This window comes from Atopococcus tabaci DSM 17538, assembly GCF_000429585.1.
Lineage (GTDB): Bacteria > Bacillota > Bacilli > Lactobacillales > Carnobacteriaceae_A > Atopococcus > Atopococcus tabaci.
Genome location: NZ_KE386923.1, coordinates 1 through 15,307, shown reverse-complemented (window position 1 = coordinate 15,307; position 15,307 = coordinate 1). Strand labels below are relative to the sequence as shown.

Here is a 15,307-nt window from a genome sequence, read left to right as displayed (position 1 = left end):
GGATTCCTTATACCAAAGAACGTGAGGGTACCAAAATGCCATCCCCATTATACCGTATCTGCGATCAAATCATCAAAGTATTTCCTTAAATGAAGCGGAATCTTTGATAAATCAACAATTACAGGAGTATCTGTTAAAATAAAAAGGGAATACAAGTAGATAAATATTTCTAAGTTATCCACAGACTGAGCCTCTAAATATACCGGTTTGGCTCTAGAGTTATCCACAAGTTTCCTATACCACTTGCAAGCAATATCAAAGGTATCATCGGACCACTGAATAGGGCTAACTTCTTTTAATTGGTCCCGAAATACAGACAAAGAAAGATCGTTGATAATACGATTTTTATATAAAATATTTTCTGTATAATCGAGAGGCTCACTGGTAATCAAAAAATAATGGTTTCCGTGTAGTGTACTATTTAGACGTGCAATAAAATTCTTAACCTCTGTTGCAGTAAGGTACTTTTCCGGCGAAATGAGACATATGATGTTCTTTTTGTCATAGGAAGTGTGAAGCAAAGCGGTTAGTTGAAAAAGAACTTTTTCATAATTAGTAAGAGACTCATATGAATCTTGAGAAAAATTAACATGTTTGTTTATTAGTTGCTTGTAGAATGGCTGCATAGAAAATTGTGCTGGACCTAAATTCATTTGAGTACTTAAAAATTCGACTTCTTCGGATAAGGATTCCCACGTCTCAACTAGTTGACGGTACAAAGGCGAGAACTCTAACTGGTTAAGAAAAGATTGTTTGATTTCCCTCAATGCCTTTTCAAAGTTCTGTGCGGATTCGTCAAGAGAAATCGTATGAAAAGCAAAATCATTCCTTGGAAGTAGCGTTTGATCTTCGAAAATGGAGATAGCTGAAGATTTATTACTAAAGTAACTTTGAAAAGCTTCAATTACTTCTTCCCAGTCTCTGTAGCGTCCCTTTAATAATGTGATTTTATCTATCAGCAAAGAAAAATCTTTGTCGGTAGAAGTAATGTGCCACTCTTTCATAAAATCACCATCGGATTATCTGACAATGTTTCTTCAGTTAATGTTTTATTACCTACAAGTAAAAACATATTATTATACTGTTTTTCTGTCACTGCCATTGCACGGATGGATCCATGAGCAGGAAGATTGTTGCGAAGCGAAAGCATATATGTATCCAATGCTGATCGATTAGGGAAGATTTTAGAGTATACAGAAAACTGCACCATAGTAAACCCATTATTGATTAAGTATTTGCGAAAACGGCTGTAAGTTCTTCGTTCACTTTTCGTATTCATTGGCAAATCAAAAAACAACATCAAACGCATGAATCTATAAGGCGATGCCATTGGCCGGATAGACCAACAAATCAGGGTTATTCTCATTCATCCCTTTGATAAAGGTTTGAACGAGTATTTCAATTGCATTTGGAATGGTTTGTTTTTGATTGCCAATCAAAATTTTATTGGAACTTACGAGGTGAATCAATTTTTGTTTTGTTTGCTTATCGAGATAACTATCTTTTGTCATGAGAATGCTTACCCATAAATCAATAATCGGGCGGAAAGGCTCAATTAAATCGTCTGCCAAGTTAAATGCATTGTATTGGTTGTAATGCCCTATCCCAAATGACGGTTGCAAGCCATAAGCAACAATTGTCCGGGCGACTGCAGACCTTAAAACGATATAGCCATAGTTCAAGCCGGAATTGATTCCGTCTAAACTTTCACGCTCTCTGAGGAAGTCCCGTCCAAAAAGGGTTTGGAAATATCCCTTAGCAGCATGCCCTTCACGGTTGGTCGAGTCGCCAATTTCAACTTCTTGGGAAAGAGAATGCAGTAAGGCGATCCTCTCTGGATCTTTTTTTAAATGTTCTAAAACTGAAGCCTGATTTTGGATTTTGATTTGGATTAGTCGTTGCCACATCAAATTTTTTGTCTCTTCAGACCATTGAACTTGTTTTTCTAATACTCGGGAAGTTTGATAGTGACTGTGGGGGGCGAGGGCATAGATGTTTGGGAGGTGCTTTTCATCACAAAAGACCAATAGGATGTGGTAGTCTGCCAATTTATTCATCAGCCGTGCGGTGACTACAGTTTGTTGATTGTCTACAATAATTGTATGTATATCAGACAGAGGGATTAACAGTTCAGTATCTTCACGAACGACTTTGAGGTTATCTAGATACAATTTTAGATAGTCAGATTTTTCGATATATATAACTCTCCAGCTCATACACTTCACCTCTCATTTTTAGAATTAGGTACAAAAAAAGCCCCAATAATGGGGCGATTTCGGCATAAAGCCTTTTTTTGGTAGGTCCTCACGACCTTTGGTATAAGGAATGTCCTCCGTCGAGGACATTCCTTACTATACCAATTTTCATTTGTTTTGTAAAGCCTTTTCATGAATGTTTTTTTGATTTATATACAATTTTTCTTCGAATGGCTCCTTTGTTACTGGGTAAGAGTTTCCTAAGACATCCACATGGTATTTAATGATATTCTTTAGTGGGTTTATCGCTGGCAGTTGACGTTTTTCACTAGGAGAAGAAATGTTACCCACTTCAAGTTTATTTTGCTTAGGATTGTTGTCTCCTCTAAATATTTTATCATAACGTACCAATCTCTTAATTTTTTCTCCTGTCAATTCATCGATCATATTTTCTTCTTTTTCATAAGAGATTTGATCGTTTTTGTACAGACTAAATTGGAACTCATAACTCTCATCAATTTGTTTGTAAGGGGCATTCCTTCCCTCAGGCCCGTTGTACTTTTCCATGTCTAATTTATATACATTGCCGCTTTTCTTGAACCAGTTATAAGGAACCCCCAGATATTTATACTTTCCTTCGTCGTTCTTATAGATATCTATCCTCAAGCTCTTACGGTTTAACAGAACCACATCGCGTCGACTATCGTGGTATTTATGGGTGATATTCGTATGAATGCCTAGTTTATTATCTAAGTACTTCAAACTTTTCACCGGTACTTTTCCGTCTTTCAGAATGTAGCCATGTTGGTGGTAATAATCTTGGAACGGGTTATCCGCGTGGGCATGCTCGTCCATTACCTTCCTGACGAGTTCCCAAGTTTTTGGATCATGTTGGGCCATGAGGAAAAGGTCTGGATTTTTTTCAATACGTTTCTTCAATGCATCATACCCTTTTTTATCTAGTTCATAGATATTTTTAACTTTCCCTACCACATACTTTTCACCATCTTTTTCACGAGTGGAGTAAAGGGTTTGGTTCGTCATCGTCCTATTGGGTTTGCGGTCGACCTTGTGAGAGTACTTCACTTTGTCCTCATAATTTCTAAGATTACGCAACAGCTTCATTGTGGGGCTGTTGAAGAACTCTCCGTCTTCGATGATTTCACCTGTCTCTTTATCTGCTGCCACACCATCGACGCTGAAGTCAATGGACTTGAAGACGTCAAACAACGGCATCCGTGAAATGGCAGCGACAATCAAAGCATCGATGGCATGGTGGGCGTAACTTTCATCCCGGTCTTTATTTAAACGAGCTCGGCGCCGCAGTGCGGCAGTAAAGCTGCCTCGGATGGACAATACTTTGGTCGGGATCTCATTATTTTGATAGAACGTCCGTAAATTGGCAGAGAAACTTCTCATCGCATACTGTGTATCCACTAAGTTTCGGTTGATGAAGTTCTTTTGTATCTCTTCATCATGTTGGACATCTCGTTGTTCCAACAGGTACCCCAATTTCTTTTTGCTGATTTTCTTTGACTTGAATAAATTCAAGCAAGCTACTTTATATTCATCGAACGTTCGCTTCGCTTTGCCGCTTTGGAAGTATTGGAAAGGAGTGCGCTGTCCTTTGTCTTGGTTTTCAGTGTAGTAGCAAAGCACTTTATTCTGTTGACTGTCGTCAAAGGAATAGGAGAGTGGGATGATGTGGTCAATTTCAAATTGCGTATAGTCGTGAACAATGTCTGTGACGGCAATTCCTTTTCCTGAATAGATACATTTTCCGTCTTGCGCATCCCATAACTTCAAAGCCAACATCTGCTTACTGTTTAAGCGCAGTTCCTTTAAGCTGTCGACTTCCAATAACTGTTCCATTCGCTTTTCGAATTTTCCATGGTTCCGTTGCATTTCGTTATACTTTTTCTTTTTTTCATCGCTGTTTTTTTCACGCGCCATTTCAACTGCTACATAGTCCAATTCGCCGTATCGTTTGCGAACAGCATTGACAATTTTGATGGCTTCTCGGTGGGCGCGTTTGGCAACGGTGCTGAGAATCGCTTCGTCGTCAAATTGGATGTTGGTTCCGGACTGTAAGTTTTCTAACCTGCTTCTGCTCAGCCCGCGTTCGGTGAATAACTGCATTTGGTTTTTATTGGTTTCCCATAGTTCGGGCAGAATCAACTCTATTGCTTTTTTGGACAATGCATGGTATTCCCTAAATGTGGTATCTTGTTTTAAAGCATCCACCATATTAGGGAGAGGCTCCTCATAGTGTTCCATAATCAAGTCAGTAAGTTGCTCTTCACGACGGGTCAAACTTTTTTCCGCTGTAAGGATTTCAGCTATGGCATCCAAAAGATCAATGTTTTCAAAGAAATTTACCGGCACATCCACGTCTTTTAATAATTTTTTGAGTTTTGTGTAACCCGTGAACTCTGTGAAAAGAGGTTTATTGGTCTTTAAATCCAAACGAGCCCCTTTGATTTCTTCTTCGTTTTCAATGTTTTTATATTTCGCGAGTTGTTTTAAAGTAATTTTCTTTCCTTTTTTAGCGAAGTTTTCTATGAAATGCATTTTATCTTCTGGTGTGAGGCGTTCCATTTTTCCTGTCTCTTCACTTGGGAAAGAAAGATTGTTCAAGTCATTTAATAAATTGAATAAATCCGCTGTATAAGCATTTTTTGGAATCCGGTATTCCTCTGGAAAATAAGTACATCTTCCACGCATTTTGTTGATCATCGTTTCATGTTGAAGCTTTCCTTCTTCGTCTAAGAACCATTGACCGTATGGAGTAGGAGATTTTTCAGAACCTGGACCTTCATAGTACTCGCGTCTTTTAGTGAGTAAGTCAATATACTGTTCAACGAATTCTTCGGTCACTTCAGAGTGATATTGTTTTTGGTTTTCCAATATTGCGTAAGCTTCTTTTTCATAATCGGATGTTTTGTAGCGGTTTGTATGGTCACGCACAGGTTCGTTGTTCTTTAACTTATCCAGTTGAATTTCGACTATGTATCGGTCTTTTAACTTTTCTGCATTGCGTTTCAACTGCTCTTTTGTGGACAGTTCACTTCCGCTCGTTTTCTCATTTTCTTCTGGGATATCTAACGTAGTTCCCCGCCGCTTAACTAGGTGATATAGAGCAGCAGCCAACTCTTCTTTTGAAACAAAATTGTACAAAGCGTTGTACCTTGCTTGATAGGGGTCAATTGATTGAATGGCTTTGCATGAAAAGTTGTTTTTTTCTAACAGCTCTCTGGTTCTTTCCAATCGATGTTTTCTTCGTCTTTTTAATCGACGCGCGCCCCGGAACTGGCGACGCTCTTCATTAGCATTTCTGGTCGCCTCTTCAAACAAGCGTACACCGGCATCAACAATTTCCCCTGTCTTTTCGTTGATGAGCCCCCAACCTACACTGGAAATTCCAATATCTAAGCCTAAGACCAAATTTGACATCATTATCCCTCCGATATAAAAGTTAGTGTTATTATATCATGTAAAGGGATACAATAAGATGGATAAACGCAATTTATATACAAAACCCTTTTACTCTATAAAAGTGTGTCCAATTGATACGTAAAGTGGAATCAGTTAAAGTTAAAGGAAGCAGGTGAGACATGAGGCCCAACTTCGATAAAATTCGTCAGCTAAACATCAATCGAATCATGCATGCCGAAAGTATCGACCAAAAAGAGAAGAACCGGAACAAACCCGGAGAACCGTCCAACACCATCATGGTCAAGAAAGAAAGCAGCTGGAAAAAAGGATGGCGAAAGGTGAAGCACCTGTTTTCCAGAAAAACTCGATAGTATTATGTAAAAAGGATTGCCTCGGTTCGGGGCAATCCTTTTTCTTGGAGAAGGTTTAAACAAGTAGGAATTAAAATAAGGGATAGTGGTTAAAAAAAAGAATTAGAAAGCGGTTGCATTAAAGTGCAGAAGGTTGTACAATAAAACGTACAAGTTGGTTTAAAACGCATGGAGGAGGCGGAGGAAATGAACCAAAAGGCAGAACTTCTTTTCCGCGGTGCGGTGGAATGGATTTTAGAACAACACGATGATCAGTTCGTTCTCAGTGACACAACCGACGGATTCATGGTTCACTTGCTCAATCGTCCTGTTGTGTATTGCTTTTCGTTTGATGAAACGAAAGGGTGGCTGATGGATGCATTGGCGGAGAATTTTATCGAAGAAGAGTCGCCGCTTCGTCCAACAGAGCAGGAGAAACTTTCCATTGTGGTGGACCAATACAATGTTCAGTACATCCTCTACAAGCGGAAGCCGAAAAATAGATTGGCGCAACAAAGAAAAGAGATTGACACCTTCTTTTCCCGTTATCAAGAACTTTTGATGGAACGAAAAATCACTGAGGACCAAATATGCTATACATTCCACCCCATTGACGGACTGCATCCGCGCGTCACCATTGAATACAATCAAGAAAGTGCCTGCTGGACGATGCACCATTCGGATTTCAACAAAGGCGAAAAAGTTGTCCCGCCCTTAAAAGACCTTTACTGTCAAAGTCAACGGTTGGTCTTTGAATTGAACAAACAAAATGTGTGACGCCTGAACCCATACTCCCTTTTCCCCGCTTTCTGCCAGATATGGCAGAGGCGGGTTTTTAGCGGGCAAGCCTTTTGGTGTTCAAGAAAATGGAGGTTGAGTATACTTGAAGTAGATAAAGGAGGGAGAGGCATGGCAAAGAAAACAGGGGTGGACCCAAAAACGATTATCTGGTTTCCGCTGTGGACATTCGTCCTGTTGGCAGTGGCCAGTATCTTCTTTGACATTCCGATGTTTGTGGTATTCCTCGTCCTTTCCCTTGTGCTCATCTACTTTGCGGTTATCGCAGTGATCGAGTTGTTCAATAAGTAGAGGCATCTTTAAATAACTAAAAAAACCAGTGAAGCGCGGTGCTTCACTGGTTTAAACTGTGTATAAGAATGATCAGCTCATGGTTTCGCTTTGGAAGTTGGAAGAAGCGAAGCTGTCCGGTACGTCAATACCGCTGGCGTTGTAGCTTTCTCCGTTCATGATGGAATTTTTCACGACAACGTAATCCACTTTACGGATAGCGTCGACGTCTTTTCCGCCTGCGTAAGAAATGGAGGACTGCAAGTCTTCTTTCATTTCACGCAATGTGTCGGCGATGTCGCCTTTGTATTCGGTCAACATTTTTTTACCTTCCACGTTTTTGCGTTCGCCTTTTTGGAACTGGGATGCACTGCCGAAGTACTCTTTGTACAGACGGCCGTTCACTTGCACCACTTCACCTGGAGATTGTTCGTGACCGGCAAACAAGGAACCGATCATGACCATGGTTGCGCCGAAACGGATGGATTTCGCGATGTCTCCGTGTGTGCGGACGCCTCCGTCAGCGATCAACGGTTTGCTGGCGGCTTTGGAGCACCAAGCCAAGGCTGCCAACTGCCAGCCGCCGGTTCCAAATCCAGTTTTCAATTTCGTGGTACATACTTTACCAGGGCCGATACCAACTTTGGTAGCGTCAGCTCCTGCATTTTCCAATTCACGTACGCCTTCTGGTGTACCGACGTTTCCGGCAATTAAGAACGTACTTGGCAAGTGTTTTTTCACATGTTTAATCATGGCAATAACAGCGTCTGAATGGCCGTGTGCCACGTCAATTGTAATGTATTCAGGAACGTTTCCAGAGTTTGCCAATTCTTCGACAAAGTCGTATTCATCACTTTTAATACCTAAGCTGATGGAAGCAAACAACCCTTTTTCATGCATCATTTGGATGAATGGCAGGCGGTTTTCTTCATTAAAACGGTGCATGACGTAGAAGTAATCATTTTCAGCCAACCAAATAGCCAGTCTGTCGTCGATGACAGTCTGCATATTTGCAGGAACAACCGGCATCGCAAACGTTCTTCCGCCTAGAGTGACCGTTGTGTCACATTGGGAACGGCTTGTAACGATTGCTTTATTTGGGATTAATTGAATATCTTCGTAATCAAAAACTTTCATTGTAATGAAAGACCTCTTTCTTTTTTTATAGTTGGGTTTTTTGGGAAACGCCAAACATAAAACACGAACATTGAAACAGAAAATTCGTTTCATTTTTCGTCCCTGATATACATTACAGCAATCTAAAGCGTTTGTCAAAAAGAATTTAACGGAAATTCTGTTTTATCTTTGTAAAATGTGTGAAAAAAACGTATAGTATAAAAAACAAGAAAGTTGTGGGAAAAATGAAATGGAATACAAGACGGATCTTTTCGCCGCGTGTGATGTTTTGGAGCGGCTTGGTGCTGGTGGTTCCGTTCCTTTTGTTGGCGCTGGCCGGGTTGTTCAGCTGGGGCTGGCTCGGGTGGTTGGATACTGAAATAAGCGTGGAAATTCTTGAGAGCCGCAGTGAGGTATTGACCTCGTTTTTTGTAGGTGTCACTGAGCTCGGCGGCGGCACATTCAGCGTGCTGTTTATCGGTCTGGTGTCGGCGGTGCTTTTTTTCAAATGGAACAGTTGGCAGCTGGCTGTTTGGTATTTGTTCACGGTGGCCGGGGGAGCAGGGGTACTCAATCAACTCTTCAAATTCCTTTTTCAACGTCCGCGTCCGACGGTTGAACATTTAGTGATCCAGGGCGGTTATTCTTTTCCAAGCGGGCATTCCATGGGATCGGTCATTATTTACGGGGCGCTGGTTTTCTTGATTGTTCGATTCAGCGGCAACCGCCGTTTAAAATGGCTGTCGTTTTCCCTGGCTTCGATGCTCATCCTGCTGATCGGTCTCAGCCGGATTTACTTGGGTGTGCATTTTCCGTCTGATGTAATCGGTGGGTTTTCTTTGGGGGCCGCCTGGCTTTCGGGATGTATTGCGCTGTTCGGACGATGGGAAGCGCGCCAAAACAGTTAAACAACAAAAAAAAAGAGAGCGGAGAAGATCCGCTCTCTTTTTGTATGGATTTGAAATCAAGCAAAGGCCAAGAATAAGTTCAGGACGCCAAAGTAGACAAACGTCAAAGCAATTAAATAGGAAAATGTAAACAGCGCAGTCAACGGGTTTAGAATCAATAAAACCCCGACAATCAGCCCGATGACATTCAAGACAATGGCGGTCCAATAAAGGCCGGTGCCGCGTCTCTTGTAGCGGGGCGCTCGTGACAAGCCTTCGACACTGTCAACCAAAAACCATACGGCAAACGCATAAGACAACACGGCAGTCCCTAGTCCGGAAAAGAACAGAAACGCCAAGCCGACCAGTATGCCGACAATTCCGAACACCAATAGAATAGTCGGACTGCTTTCACTGGTGCCACCGTTTCGGACTCGGAAATAAGTAACCAGAGACAAGATTCCGCGCAATAAGGCGGCGATTCCAAAGAAAATAGTGATGGTTTCAAGTGTATCAATGGGATGGGAAAAGGCAAAATAAGCAGCGATGAAAAATAAAATGGCAGTAATCAATTCCACCCATCCAAAACCCTCATTGCGAGATGAGAACAAACAAATTCCTCCTTTGATTCGAGATAAGTTCACTATACCAACCTTCCTGAATTTTAGGGTGGAATTTGCTCATACTGTATATGGTAGAAAAATGGAGAATCTGCTGGTTCTTAAAGCCATACTTCCAAGAAAAACCAGCCGATCATCACCAGTTGAATCAATCCTTCTGCCACTTTTCCACTCAAAAAACCGATAAGGGAACCGACCGCTGCTTTCAAGGCGGCGGAAAAGTTTCTTGTCTGCTGCATCTCCACCACCAGAACGGCGACGAAAGGCAGAATCAAGATTCCAAACGGGGGATAAACGAATGAGCCGATCAGAACCGCGATGGAAGCCACGTGTTCCCCCCATTTGCTGCCTCCGAAACGTTTGACGGCGTAAGAACCCGCAAAGACGTCGGCCAGCATGAGCACAATCGTAATCGCAATCATGGAAACCCAAAAGAAAGCCGTCAGTTCAGCTGGGTTCAGGAAGAAATGATAAATGAGGAAGCCACCCCAAACGGCCAGTACGGAAGGCAGCACAGGAAAAACTAATGCAACGAAACTTGTTATAAATAATCCAATAATCAATATCCATAATACGATATCCACAGCATACCCTCTTTTCTTTTTTGTTCTATCTTAATAAGTATACATAAAAAGGCATCATAACGGGAAAGAGAAGTCTTATAAGTTAAGAAAAATCATTTGCGTATTTTTATAAGTATAGTAGAATAAAAGTGACGGAAGCCCTTCCATTCCGTATATAACATACAAGGAGGAATCAGTTTCAATGGCAGATTATATCTTGGTAATTGACGAAGGAACCACTAGCACCCGGGCCATTATTTTCGATAAAGAAGGGAACGCCAGATGGTCTTCCCAAAAAGAAATCGAACAATATTTCCCTCAACCTGGGTGGGTAGAGCACGATGCAAACGAGATTTGGATCAGAACGCTTCAAGTGATTGCAGGTGTCTTGATTGAATCCGGTATCTCCCCGTCCGAAATTGACAGTATTGGGATCACCAACCAACGTGAAACGACCGTTGTATGGGACAAAAATACTGGAAGACCGATTCACCGAGCCATCGTTTGGCAGTCCAAACAAACTTCAGAAATTGCAGACCAATTGATTGCAGACGGCCATAAAGAAATGATTCACAACAAGACAGGACTTGTCATTGACTCTTATTTCTCCGCAACGAAAGTCAAATGGCTATTGGATAAAGTGGAAGGTGCGCGCGAAAAAGCCGAAAGAGGCGACTTGCTCTTCGGAACAATTGATACGTGGCTTTTGTGGAAGCTGACCAGTGGAGAAGTGCATGCGACCGACTATTCCAACGCCAGCCGGACGATGTTGTTCAACATCTATGATTTGGACTGGGATGATGAGATTTTGGAATTGTTGGACATTCCGCGTGCCATGCTTCCGGAGGTACGTTCTTCCTCAGAAGTTTACGGCAAGACCACTCCTGAACATTTCTACGGCGAGCGTATCCCGGTTGCCGGAATCGCAGGGGACCAGCAGGCAGCACTGTTTGGACAAGCTGCATTTGAAAAAGGGATGGTCAAAAATACCTATGGAACCGGTGCGTTCATTATCATGAACACCGGAAAAGAGCCGATTCAGTCAGACAACGGATTGTTGACGTCCATTGCGTATGGAATCAACGGCGAAGTCACCTACGCCTTGGAAGGAAGTATCTTCGTCGCCGGTTCAGCCATCCAGTGGCTGCGTGACGGCATGCGGATGTTCCGAGAATCTCCTCAGTCCGAAGAGTATGCCACACGTGTCGACACAACAGACAACGTCTACGTGGTTCCGGCCTTCACCGGATTGGGTGCGCCTCACTGGGATCAAGATGCACGTGGGTCGGTGTTCGGCATCACACGCGGAACAACCAAAGAACATTTCATCCGCGCTACATTGGAATCTTTGGCTTACCAAACCCGTGACGTTTTGGACACCATGGTCAAAGACTCCGGCATTGAAATTCCGACCATGCGTGTGGACGGCGGTGCCTCAATGAACAACTTCTTGATGCAATTCCAAGCAGATATCCTTGGTACAACGATTGAACGTTCGAAGATCATGGAAACCACTGCCTTGGGAGCCGCATACTTGGCTGGATTGGCAACTGGATTCTGGAAAGACATGGATGAAGTGAAGGCATACTGGGAAAAGGGAGCTTCTTACGAGCCACAAATGCCAGAAGAAAAACGCGACGATTTGTACCAAGGTTGGCAGGAAGCGGTAGAAGCGACGAAAGCCTTCAAACACAAACCGAAACATACATCCGGTGAAAAAAGTCAAACAGGAGGTTTCGAGGAGGCGGAAAATTAAATGACGGTACTCTCTTCGCAGACAAGAAAAGAAAACATCGAGAAAATGGCGTCTGGACCATTAGATGTGTTGATCATAGGAGGTGGCATCACAGGAGCCGGTCTGGCTCTTGAAGCCGGTGCGAAGAAGATGCATGCCGGATTGGTAGAAATGCAGGATTTTGCGGCTGGAACGTCCAGCCGCTCTACCAAGTTGGTGCACGGCGGGTTGCGGTATCTCAAACAGTTTGAAGTGGAACTGGTGGCGGATGTCGCCCAAGAACGGACGGTCATCAACCAAAATGCGCCACACATCGTTCAGCCGCGGAAAATGCTGCTGCCGGTGTACGATGAACCAGGTGCGTCTTTTTCAGCGTTTTCTGCTGAAGTCGCGTTGGATCTGTACGATCGTCTGGCGAAAGTGGAAGGGGAATGGCGCCACTCGCTCATCACCCGGGAAGAAGTATTGGAGACCGAACCGTCATTAAAAGAGGAAGGGCTTGTAAAAGGTGGTTTGTATCTCGATTACCTCAACGACGATGCACGGCTGACACTGGAGATTTTGAAAAAAGCATCGGAACTGGGAACCTTGTTGGCCAATTATGTGAAAGCAGTGGCTTTCCTATACGATGCTGATGGAAAGATCACCGGTGTGAAAGCGGAAGACGTGTTGACTGGAGACCAAGTGGACATTCAGGCTTCTGTGGTGGTCAATGCCACCGGACCTTGGTCGGATGAGGTGCGTAAAAAGCAGCGCGCAGAAGAATCCGAGCGAATGTATCCAACCAAAGGCGTTCATTTGGTGGTGGATTCTGCCCGTCTTCCGGTCAATCGAACAATTTATACCGATACAGGACTGGAAGATCACCGGATGATTTTCGTGATTCCGCGCAAAGGAAAAACGTATTTCGGAACGACCGATACGCCGTATAAAGGCGAGTTGAAAGAGCCGTCCATAACTGAAGAGGATATCGATTACTTGTTGAAAGCAGTCAACCATCGTTTCCCAAACGCCAACCTTACGATAGACGACATCGAAACCGGATGGGCAGGGTTGCGTCCATTGATTCGCGAGGAAGGCTCCAAAGATCCATCCAGCATTTCCAGAGGGCACGAGGTGTTTGTGTCTAAAGACGGGCTCGTCACCATCGCAGGAGGCAAGTTGACGGATTACCGGCTGATGGCGGAAGACACTTTCCCTGTCATTGAGAAAGAATTGAAAGAAAAAACAGGCCGAACGTTTGAAACAGTGGATACCCGGACGATCACATTGTCAGGAGGCGATGTTCCAAAAGACCAAGCGTTTGAGGAGTATGTCACCGATGCTGTCGAAAAAGGAATGGCTATAGGATTATCCGAAGAGGACGCACGTGAATTGGTGGAGTGGTATGGCACGAACGCCGAGACGGTTTTCCAAATGAAAGACCGCATCGACGACAAAGGGAGGCTGCCTTTGAACGTGTCCTTGGCACTGCATTATGCGTTAGAGTATGAAATGGCGCTGACTCCCGTGGATTATTTCTTGAGACGTACGGAAACGCTGTTGTTTGCTTCGGAGCGGATAGACGACTTGAAAGAGCCGGTATTGGACTACATGACCCGTTACTTTGATTGGACGGAACCGGAAAAAGACAAATGGACATCAGAGTTGGAAGATGCCATAAGAAAAACGCAATTGCAATACGTAAAGGAATAATACGAAAAGAAGGAGCTGCTAACTTATGGACACAACATTGACGCAGCAATTGATAGGTGAATTTCTCGGAACAATGATCCTCGTTTTGTTGGGGGACGGCGTTGTTGCGGCGGATGTATTGAGAAAAACAAAATCAGAAGGAACCGGTTGGCTGCTTATCACTCTCGGATGGGGGCTGGCAGTTACAATGGCGGTTTACATGTCCGGCTTTTTAAGCCCGGCACATATTAACCCGGCAGTTACATTAGGGATGGCGATTGCCGGAGACATTGGCTGGGGTTCTGTGCTTCCTTATATCCTGGCTCAAATTGCCGGTGGTTTTGTGGGTGCTGCACTGGTTTGGCTGCACTTCATGCCTCACTTCCAAGAAACAGAAGACCAAGGAACCATTTTGGCGGTCTTCTCCACTGGACCGGCTATCAAGAGCACTACATGGAACTTGGTCAGTGAAACAATCGGGACGGCGGTTCTTGTGTTTGGATTGTTGGCGTTTGGACGCAACACCTTTACAGACGGCTTGAACCCGCTTGTTGTTGGTTTGTTGATTGTGTCGATCGGTATTTCCCTAGGTGGAACAACCGGTTACGCCATCAACCCGGCTCGTGACTTGGGACCGCGTTTGGCTCACCAAGTATTGCCGATTCCAAACAAAGGTGGATCTGACTGGGGTTATGCATGGATTCCGATTGTAGGACCATTCATCGGCGGAGCACTTGGAGCAGTGTTGTTTGGATTGTTGCCATAAATCTGAAATCATTTTTTCTTAGCATGAAAAAGCAGTCTCCCCACGGAGGCTGCTTTTTTGTTGGAAGCCAGTTCTTTTTTTCAATCAACGGGTGAAGAAATGGTATAGTAGAAGAAGCAAGTGAATGCAAGGAAAAGAGGGAAACGAATGGCCAAACAACTCAATTCATATCTTCATAAAGTACAGTATTACGAAACGGATCAGATGGGTGTGGTGCACCATTCCAACTATATCCGTTGGTTTGAAGAAGCCAGAACCGAGCTGATGGATGCGATTGGATTTGGATATGCCCGGATGGAAGAAGAAGGTGTCATCATTCCGGTATTGTCTGTCGCCTGTGAGTACAAATCCATGGTGAAATACGGCGAAACAGTGGAAATTCGGCCGGTGATTGAATCTTTCAACGGTGTCAGACTGACGATTCGGTACGAAATCACCGATGCCAAAACAGGCGAATTGCGGACCACCGGCGAAAGCAAACACGCCTTCTTGAACCGTGCATACCGCCCGGTTTCATTAAAAAAACAGCACCCTGAAATTTATGAGCTGTTGCTGGATTTGATGGAAAACGGCGTAAAAGCAGAAAAATAAAAAAAGGAGCGGCCTGCTTGATTTCAAGCGTCCGCTCCTTCTTTTGGTTCTATGTCAAATAGTGTTGGTGAGCCTATTGAGAGGTCAAAGTGAATTCGTCACTTTGACCTCTTTTTTTCATTAAGCTACTTCTTCGTCTTCGAATGTCAACGGCCTTGGTTGGTGACGGGACACCGTTAATTTGTAACTGATCAAAATTCTGGCCCGTAAGTTGTAAAAGTTCCGGTACCCATACCCCGATCGTTTGATATTTTTGATTTTATTATTCATTCCTTCAATCGCTCCATTTGACAGGGTATACGTGAAC

Annotated in this window: 16 protein-coding genes; 8 read left to right on the top strand and 8 right to left on the bottom strand. The window is 43.5% G+C overall.

All coding sequences use genetic code 11. The features are described from left to right. Positions 1-47: 47 nt before the first annotated feature. From G470_RS0111845 to cas9, 4 genes are all read right to left on the bottom strand, one after another. Positions 48-1,004, bottom strand: coding sequence for a hypothetical protein (locus G470_RS0111845; protein WP_028274966.1), 957 nt, complete (start codon positions 1,002-1,004; stop codon positions 48-50). Then, positions 1,001-1,330, bottom strand: coding sequence for a CRISPR-associated endonuclease Cas2 (gene cas2 / locus G470_RS14330; protein ID WP_420806594.1), 330 nt, complete (start codon positions 1,328-1,330; stop codon positions 1,001-1,003). Before cas2 ends, G470_RS0111845 begins: the two co-directional genes overlap by 4 nt. After that, complete coding sequence (gene cas1, locus G470_RS13625; RefSeq protein ID WP_051258576.1) at positions 1,314-2,216, bottom strand: type II CRISPR-associated endonuclease Cas1; 903 nt, start codon at positions 2,214-2,216, stop codon at positions 1,314-1,316. The genes cas2 and cas1 overlap by 17 nt, the downstream gene beginning before the upstream one ends. Before the next feature lie 147 nt (positions 2,217-2,363). Continuing rightward, positions 2,364-5,648: a type II CRISPR RNA-guided endonuclease Cas9 gene (cas9, locus tag G470_RS13620; RefSeq protein WP_051258575.1), complete on the bottom strand. Its 3,285-nt coding sequence runs from the start codon at positions 5,646-5,648 to the stop codon at positions 2,364-2,366. A 161-nt stretch (positions 5,649-5,809) separates the two neighbouring features. Between cas9 and G470_RS0111830 the strand changes: the two genes are divergently transcribed. From G470_RS0111830 to G470_RS0111820, 3 genes are all read left to right on the top strand, one after another. After that, on the top strand, positions 5,810-6,001 hold the full coding sequence (locus G470_RS0111830) for a hypothetical protein (protein ID WP_028274965.1): 192 nt from the start codon (positions 5,810-5,812) through the stop codon (positions 5,999-6,001). 186 nt (positions 6,002-6,187) lie between these two features. Continuing rightward, complete coding sequence (locus G470_RS0111825) at positions 6,188-6,757, top strand: hypothetical protein (RefSeq protein WP_028274964.1); 570 nt, start codon at positions 6,188-6,190, stop codon at positions 6,755-6,757. 132 nt (positions 6,758-6,889) lie between these two features. Beyond that, on the top strand, positions 6,890-7,069 hold the full coding sequence (locus G470_RS0111820) for a hypothetical protein (protein ID WP_028274963.1): 180 nt from the start codon (positions 6,890-6,892) through the stop codon (positions 7,067-7,069). 72 nt (positions 7,070-7,141) lie between these two features. On the opposite strand, the gene guaC is transcribed toward G470_RS0111820, so the two are convergent. Further along, entirely contained in the window at positions 7,142-8,185 is a 1,044-nt protein-coding gene (gene guaC, locus G470_RS0111815) for a GMP reductase (protein WP_028274962.1), read from the bottom strand. A 179-nt stretch (positions 8,186-8,364) separates the two neighbouring features. Between guaC and G470_RS0111810 the strand changes: the two genes are divergently transcribed. Beyond that, on the top strand, positions 8,365-9,072 hold the full coding sequence (locus G470_RS0111810; RefSeq protein ID WP_156908102.1) for a phosphatase PAP2 family protein: 708 nt from the start codon (positions 8,365-8,367) through the stop codon (positions 9,070-9,072). A 56-nt stretch (positions 9,073-9,128) separates the two neighbouring features. On the opposite strand, the gene G470_RS0111805 is transcribed toward G470_RS0111810, so the two are convergent. Both G470_RS0111805 and G470_RS0111800 read right to left on the bottom strand, forming a co-directional pair. Further along, positions 9,129-9,662: an HdeD family acid-resistance protein gene (locus G470_RS0111805; RefSeq protein WP_028274960.1), complete on the bottom strand. Its 534-nt coding sequence runs from the start codon at positions 9,660-9,662 to the stop codon at positions 9,129-9,131. A 110-nt stretch (positions 9,663-9,772) separates the two neighbouring features. After that, on the bottom strand, positions 9,773-10,255 hold the full coding sequence (locus G470_RS0111800) for a DUF456 domain-containing protein (RefSeq protein WP_028274959.1): 483 nt from the start codon (positions 10,253-10,255) through the stop codon (positions 9,773-9,775). Positions 10,256-10,436: 181 nt separating this feature from the next. On the opposite strand from G470_RS0111800, the gene glpK reads away from it, so the two are divergent. The 4 genes from glpK to G470_RS0111780 all read left to right on the top strand — a co-directional run bounded on the left by glpK (position 10,437) and on the right by G470_RS0111780 (position 15,000). Next, positions 10,437-11,990 (top strand): glycerol kinase GlpK, encoded by a 1,554-nt coding sequence (glpK, locus tag G470_RS13615; protein WP_051258574.1) that lies wholly within the window; start codon positions 10,437-10,439, stop codon positions 11,988-11,990. Further along, entirely contained in the window at positions 11,991-13,664 is a 1,674-nt protein-coding gene (locus G470_RS0111790; protein WP_028274958.1) for an FAD-dependent oxidoreductase, read from the top strand. 25 nt (positions 13,665-13,689) lie between these two features. Further along, entirely contained in the window at positions 13,690-14,409 is a 720-nt protein-coding gene (locus G470_RS0111785) for an MIP/aquaporin family protein (protein ID WP_028274957.1), read from the top strand. Positions 14,410-14,556: 147 nt separating this feature from the next. Next, complete coding sequence (locus G470_RS0111780; RefSeq protein ID WP_028274956.1) at positions 14,557-15,000, top strand: acyl-CoA thioesterase; 444 nt, start codon at positions 14,557-14,559, stop codon at positions 14,998-15,000. A 120-nt stretch (positions 15,001-15,120) separates the two neighbouring features. Here G470_RS0111780 and G470_RS13610 read toward each other — a convergent pair. Next, positions 15,121-15,307, bottom strand: a 187-nt coding sequence (locus G470_RS13610) for an ISL3 family transposase (RefSeq protein WP_035445695.1), incomplete at its 5' end; no start/stop codon positions are given.

Coding starts and splice junctions, on each gene's coding strand:
- glpK (WP_051258574.1), top strand. CDS start 10,437: ATGGCAGATTATATCTTGGTAATTGACGAAGGAACCACTAGCACCCGG.
- G470_RS0111830 (WP_028274965.1), top strand. CDS start 5,810: ATGAGGCCCAACTTCGATAAAATTCGTCAGCTAAACATCAATCGAATC.
- cas1 (WP_051258576.1), bottom strand. CDS start 2,216: ATGAGCTGGAGAGTTATATATATCGAAAAATCTGACTATCTAAAATTG.
- guaC (WP_028274962.1), bottom strand. CDS start 8,185: ATGAAAGTTTTTGATTACGAAGATATTCAATTAATCCCAAATAAAGCA.
- G470_RS0111785 (WP_028274957.1), top strand. CDS start 13,690: ATGGACACAACATTGACGCAGCAATTGATAGGTGAATTTCTCGGAACA.
- G470_RS0111790 (WP_028274958.1), top strand. CDS start 11,991: ATGACGGTACTCTCTTCGCAGACAAGAAAAGAAAACATCGAGAAAATG.
- G470_RS0111825 (WP_028274964.1), top strand. CDS start 6,188: ATGAACCAAAAGGCAGAACTTCTTTTCCGCGGTGCGGTGGAATGGATT.
- G470_RS0111780 (WP_028274956.1), top strand. CDS start 14,557: ATGGCCAAACAACTCAATTCATATCTTCATAAAGTACAGTATTACGAA.
- cas9 (WP_051258575.1), bottom strand. CDS start 5,648: ATGTCAAATTTGGTCTTAGGCTTAGATATTGGAATTTCCAGTGTAGGT.
- G470_RS0111820 (WP_028274963.1), top strand. CDS start 6,890: ATGGCAAAGAAAACAGGGGTGGACCCAAAAACGATTATCTGGTTTCCG.
- cas2 (WP_420806594.1), bottom strand. CDS start 1,330: ATGGCATCGCCTTATAGATTCATGCGTTTGATGTTGTTTTTTGATTTG.
- G470_RS0111845 (WP_028274966.1), bottom strand. CDS start 1,004: ATGAAAGAGTGGCACATTACTTCTACCGACAAAGATTTTTCTTTGCTG.